Consider the following 5,994-nt stretch of genomic DNA (forward strand, 5'->3'; position numbering starts at 1 on the left):
CGGGGCCGGCACCCACCAGCGGGCGAGGGGCACCACGCCCCGCGCGGACCGGGCGCGGAAGTCCGGCTGCCGGGGCGCCGGCGCCGGGGCCGAGTGGCGGTCCGCGAGGGCGCGGGCCTGCGCGACAAGCGGCGCGCCGGTCTCCGGCGTGACCATCCGGACGAACTGGGCGAAGCCGATCGCGGCGCGGAGCACGCCCGCCTCGCCGGCCGCGCCCCAGCGGCGCCCGGCCGGCCCGTGCCGCTCGAGCCCGTGCAGGAGGGCGCGGAAGCGGCGCAGGGTCTCGCGGGGCACGCCGACCCGCTCGTTGACGGTGAGTCCGGTCACCTCCTGGTGCCGGCCGCGGCGCATCACCCGGGTCTTGTCCGGATGGACGGTGAAGCCCTCCCCGGCAACGATGGCGTGGACGTATTTGAGCAGCGCGCCGACCTTCCCGGCCGCCTCGCCGGAGGCCGAGAAGGTCAGGTCGTCGGCGTAGCGCGTGTAGGTGAAGCCGAGGCTGCCGGCGAGGCCGGCGAGCCGGGCGTCGAGCCGGGTGCAGACGAGGTTGGTGAGCGCGGGGCTCGTCGGCGCGCCCTGCGGCAGCCGGCGGGGCCCCCGGGCGGCGTAGAGGCGGGCGCCGTCGATCTCGACCGCGTCCACGTCCGGCTCGGTGCAGAGCAGCGCCAGCACGGTCGCCACCGGCTCGGCGTAGCCCAGGCCCCGGAACTTCCCCTTGATCCGCCGGTAATCGAGGCTCGGGAAGAAATCCTTGAGGTCGAGATTGACCACGACGTCCCGCCCCACATGGGCGGCGGCGTTGGTGACGATCGAGCGGCCGGGCACGAAGCCGTGGGCCGCCGCGTGCACGGGGACGTGGGCGAGGAGCGCGTCGAGGATCCAGTACTGCGCCCGCTTCAGGCGCGGCATCGGCGCCGAGATGCGGCGCAGGCCGCCCGCCTTCTTGGGGATGGTGAAGCGCCGGTAATGGCTCACTGCGCTGAGCGCCCGATCGTAGGCGAGGAAGCGCAGCTCGCCGAGGCCGATCCCCATGGCCTCGGCCAGCGCCCTCGGGCTCGTCAGGGGCGGGAGACCGGGGGCGGGCCCCCGCCCCGGAGCGTCCGCGTTCGTGTCCGCGTTCGCGAGGCCGGCCGAGACGCCGTCGCCGAGATGGAGGATCTCCGCCTCCCGGCGCGCGTGCCATGCCTGCGCCCGGGCGTGGCGGTCGCGGGCGTTACGCAGCCGCGTCTCGCGCCGCCGCTCCAGCGCCGCCTTCTTGCGGCGGCGATGCATCTCCTTGAGGGCGGCCTCCGGGTCGCGCCACGCCGCCTCCCGCCGGTGCAGGTCGGCGAGGGCGCGGGCGATCTCGCCGCGGCGGCGGATCAGGTCGTCCGGCGGGTTGGGCTGCGCGTCCCCGTCCGGCCAGAAGCCGAGCCGGATCATCTCCTCGAGGATGACCTCGTCCTTCGAGCTCTCGCGGATCCGGTCGTAGAGCTGCTGGCGGGTCAGGCTGCCGGGCTGCTGGCTCATCGGCGGCCTCCGGCGCGGGCAGGAGGCGTGACGGGGGACGTCGGCCGGGATGCCTTCGTCAAGTCTCGGGACTGGCCCGGTCCACTCGACGCCGGCACGACCACCGGTGCGCGTTTGGGTTCAGCGAACCCAAACCGCGAACGCGCACCGGTGGTCAGTGCCGGCCCAGTGAAGAGCGGGCCAGTGACGCTTTGCCGGGCAGGGTGCAGGGACGGCGAATCGCCGCCCGAAATGCAAGGTCCGCCCCGGCCGACGCCCCTCGTCGCGGGGAGGATAGGCCAGGCGCGCGGCCGCATCAATCGGGTCCGTCTCACGCCTGCCACCGCACCGGCTTGCCCTCGACCTGGGCGTGGACGAGGCGGCGCACGGCCAGCATGTGCTCGCAGGGGCCCCGGGTCAGCCGGTTGTGGGTGTAGAAGCCGCACTGGCAGCTGCCGCCGACCATGCGGTCGTCGGAATCGAGCTCCACCGCGGGCGTCAGGCTCCGGCCGTCGTCCAGCACGGTCCCGCTCAGGCGCCGCCTGTCGCCGGCCTGCTCGACGGGCCCGAGGGTGACCAGTCCGGCCGCCAGGAACCGGTCGGCCTTGGCCTCCTGCTCGGAGGCGAAGCGCAGGGCGCCCGGCGCCAGCGGCTCCCGGGTCAGCTCCCGCAGGCGGTAGACCCGCTTGTCGAGGTCGAACATGGCGCGGCCCGCCTGCACGTAGCCGCCGAGCGCCGCCTCCACGGTCGACCGGTCGAGGCCGGTCTCGGCGGCGAGTTGCCCGGTGTCGGCGGCGTGATGGCGCCGGAGCGCGGCGAAGACCCGGGCGGCGGTGTCGGCGTCGACGTCGGCCCGGGGCGCGAGCAGGTCGAACTGCCCGGCCCGGGACCAGTCGTTGGCGGTCCAGCCCGACAGGCCGAGCGTGAAGCGCAGGCCGCCGAAATCCACCACCGCGAAGCTCGGCAGACCGGTGCCGAGGAGGTGCAGCCGCACCGACCGGGCGAGCGGCAGGGCCCGGGCCAGGATCGCGAGGCGCCGCCGGCCCCACAGGCGGATCTCCGCGGTCTCGCCCCCGCGGTAGATCGAGCGCCGGAAGGTCAGCCGCTCGTTCCAGGGCTCGATCAGCACGCTGACCGGCCGGCCGGGCTCGAGCAGGAACCGCAGGGAGCGCGGGCCGTGGCGCTCCCGGCGCGCGGCGAGGCGGGTCAGGATCGCGTGCATGTCGATCGGGTGCAGGTCCACCACGTGGGCGGGCTGCGCCATGGCGCTCGACACCTGCAGGAAGCCCCGCATCCAGGAATCGGGCAGGTCGATCTTGTCCTCGCGGTAGGCGGCCTCGCCGGAGGTCTGGACCGCGAAGCCGGTCGGGTCGATCGCCAGCTCGGTGTCGCGGTAGCTGCGGATCTTCTGGAACTCGTCGTAGAGGGCGTGGCTGTAGTCGATGTTGGTCGTGCCGCAGGCCATGTCGCCGATCCGCGCGAACGTGTCGTGGTCGCAGGACAGGCGCCCGTAGCTCGATTCGTCGAGGCTGAACGCCTCGAAGAAGATCTCGTCCGGATGGACCGTGATGACCGGGTCGAGCACGATCCAGGCGTCGAGGTTCTCCCGGTAGAGATAGTCGAAGTACCGCTTCCGCGCGTCGTAGAACGACCGCATCACCGCGTCGGAGCGGGCGGCGATGTCCCGGGACTCGGCGCGCAGCGCCTCGATCTCGGCGCGCAGGCTGTCCTTCTCGGCGAGGGCCTCGGCCAGGAGCTCCTGCTCGTGGGCCTGGAGCCACGCGAAGTAGGCGGTGCGGTCCTTCGGCTTGAAGCGCAGGTCCGACACGACGACGTGGTGCAGGGCGGAGATCGCCTCCCGGAACGGCAGGTGCCGCGCCACCGTCCCGGCGAAGTAGGTCGGCTCGCGCAGGGTGTCGGGAACGAAGCCGAGCCGGGTCGCGTCCGCGTCCGAGACGGCCCGGCTCTCGCCGAGGTAGCGATGGACGAAGTTCATCGGGCCTCTTCCGAGACGGAGACGGGTCCCCGCGCCTCCGGCGGGCGCCGGACGAGGGGCACGGCGAGATCGGGATGCGCGTCGGCGACGTCGCGCAGGGCCAGGATCGCGGCGCTGCGGTCCCGGGCCGTGCCACTCAGGGTCAGGTCGGCGAAGAGCGGCAGCAGCGCCTCGGCGCGGGCGCGGCTGCGCAGGGCCTCGGCCCGGAGGAAGGCGGCCATCCGGTCCTTGGCGACCCGGCCGCGCAGCACCTGCAGCATCACGATGCGGGCGAGGGGGATCAGCCGCGCGAAGGCCGCCTCGCTCGCCACGGCCTGCTCGGTGAGCAACTCGGTGAGCAGGAGGTGCATCGACGGGGCGGGGTGCTCCAGGAGGCGCAGGACCTGCGCCTCCGCGTCCTCGGGCCGGAGCCGGCTGCGCAGGAGATGGCGGGCGAGGGCCAGGACCTCGGGCTTGACGCTGTCGGTGACGACGGCGAGCGCCTCCGGCGTCCAGGCGGCCTCCGGCCACGCGTCGAACAGGTGGCGGGCGAAGGCGAGGGTGTCGGGCCAGTCGCTCTCGACCAGGAGGACGGCCTCGGCCGCCGCGGCCTGGAACCGGGCCGGGTCGGCCGCGAAGGCCGCCATCGCCCAGTCCCGCACCGATCGGTAGGGGTGGCCGCCGAGGCGGGCGATCTGGCGGACGCTGAGGGCCTCGGCGCGCCGGTCGGGCAGGAGGGCGGCGCCGAGGCGGCGGGCGCCGTCCGCGCGCGCCTGCAGCAGGCGCCACAGGGTGCCGTCGTCGAGGGCGGCGCATTCCCCAGGCAGGGCCTCGCGCAGCAGGGCCACGGTGTCGGCGGCGTAGGCGTCGTCGGGCGCCGCGCGGAACAGGCTGCCGATCAGCTCCCGGGCGAGGCGGGGAGCGAGGCCCGGATCCGCCGCCGCGAGGCGCGCCACAAGGGGCCGGGCAGCCCGCCGGACGGCGCTGTCGGGCCCGCTGGCGAAGGCGACGATCCGGTCCGCGTAGAGCCCGAGCCGCGCGTCGTCGAGGCGCGCCAGCAGGACGAGGGCGGCGATCCGGATGTCCTCGGATTCCGCGCCGATCAGCGCGTCCCAGCTCTCCGGCGGCAGGCCGGCGGCCCCGGCCTCGGACTGCGCCAGGAGGGCGAGGCCGGCGGACCGGACCGCGGAGGACGGGTGGGCGATCAGGGCGGCGGCGGTCTCGGACGCGACCGGCAGGTCGCGGTCCGGCCACAGGAGGGGCAGGGCGGCGCGCAGGCCCCGGATCGCGGCCGTCGCGGCCGCGTCGGGCTCCGGCGGCATCGCCCGCAGCCACGCCACCAGCCGCGCCACCAGGGGCGCCGCGAGCCCGGTGGGCAGCGCCCGCGCCCCGGCGAGGCCGGGGAGGGCCGCCTGGACGTCCGGCTCCGGGCTCGTGAGCAGCGCGGCGGCGAGGTCGGGGTCCGACCAGACGACCGGCGCCCCCGCCTCGAGGCGCAGCAGGGCCAGCGCCCGCGCCTCCGGCTCCGGGCTCGCGAGCAGCGCCGCCACCAGGGCGGCGAGTTCGGCAGGCTCGGCGATCCCGGCGGCGAGACGCGCCTGGGCGGTCCGGAACGCGAAGGTCCGCACGGCGTCGTGCGGCGCGGCCAGCAGGCGCCCGATCTCGGCGGCCGTCAGGGCCGTGCAGGCCCGCGGGTCCGCGCGCAGCACCCGCAGGCCCAGCCGCGCCACCGGCTCGATCCGCCCCTCCGCGGCGAGGCGGAGCGCCAGGTCCGGGCGGCCGCTCCAGAGATCCGGGAAGGCCTCGTCGCGCCGGTCGGGATCGACGGCGCCGGTCTCCAGGAAGGTCAGCGATCCCGCCCGCGGCCGGGCCTCCGGGGCGTGACGGTACAGGAGCTGGCTCGCGGTCCAGTTGCGTGCGAGCGGCCCCCGCGCCCGGGCCTGCCGGCCCCAGGTCCCGTCCGGCTGCCGCCCCCAGGCGGTCCAGCGCGCCGGCGGGTCGAGGTCCTCCGGCCCGAGCGCCAGCAGGAAGCCCGCCGCCAGCGCCGCGAAGGCCGGGTCCCCGACGGCGCCGCGCTTGCGCAGGGCGCGCCAGATCCGCCGCTTCATGTAGGCGCGGGTGGCGGTGGACAGGCCGAGCCGCGCCTCCGGCCCCTGGCGCGCCGCGTGCACCGCGACGTAGCGCCGGAGGTCGGGGACGTAGGCGTGGCTCCGGCCGGCCTGGTACATCGCCTGCGCGGTCTCGAAGCGCTGGGCGGTGGCGCCGAACAGGGCGGCATCGTCGGCCATCTCGGCGTGCTTGAAGAGGCGCCGCAGGCCGATCAGGTAGGGCGGCCGCGCCGGCAGCCGGGGCAGGGCGGCGCAGAGCGTCGCGTGCAGGCCGGGCGCCGCCTGCGCCCGCCGGCCGAGCGCCACCAGGGCCGGCCCGACCCGGCCCGGATCGTGCCGGGCGAGGCCGTCCAGCGCCCCGCACAGCCCGTCGACGTCGCCCGCCTCGGCCGGCCGGGCGACCATGCCGGGCAGGTCCGGCTC

The 5,994-nt window shown here is 76.3% G+C and carries 3 protein-coding genes; all 3 read right to left on the minus strand.

Annotation, left to right across the window (positions count from 1 at the left end):
- Nucleotides 1–1,509: reverse transcriptase family protein (locus tag ACLBYE_RS29080; protein ID WP_447696819.1), on the minus strand; the 1,509-nt coding region annotated here is incomplete at its 3' end.
- Between the two features lie 310 nt (nucleotides 1,510–1,819).
- Nucleotides 1,820–3,484, minus strand: a complete 1,665-nt coding sequence (locus ACLBYE_RS29085; RefSeq protein ID WP_447696820.1) for an SWIM zinc finger family protein — start codon at nucleotides 3,482–3,484, stop codon at nucleotides 1,820–1,822.
- The coding region (locus ACLBYE_RS29090; RefSeq protein ID WP_447696821.1) for a hypothetical protein at nucleotides 3,481–5,994 on the minus strand (2,514 nt) is incomplete at its 5' end. The genes ACLBYE_RS29090 and ACLBYE_RS29085, both read right to left, overlap by 4 nt.

Source organism: Methylobacterium sp. A52T, from assembly GCF_053346095.1.

Excerpts from the sequence above, each read along its gene's own strand:
- ACLBYE_RS29085 (WP_447696820.1), bottom strand. The coding sequence starts at position 3,484 with ATGAACTTCGTCCATCGCTACCTCGGCGAGAGCCGGGCCGTCTCGGAC.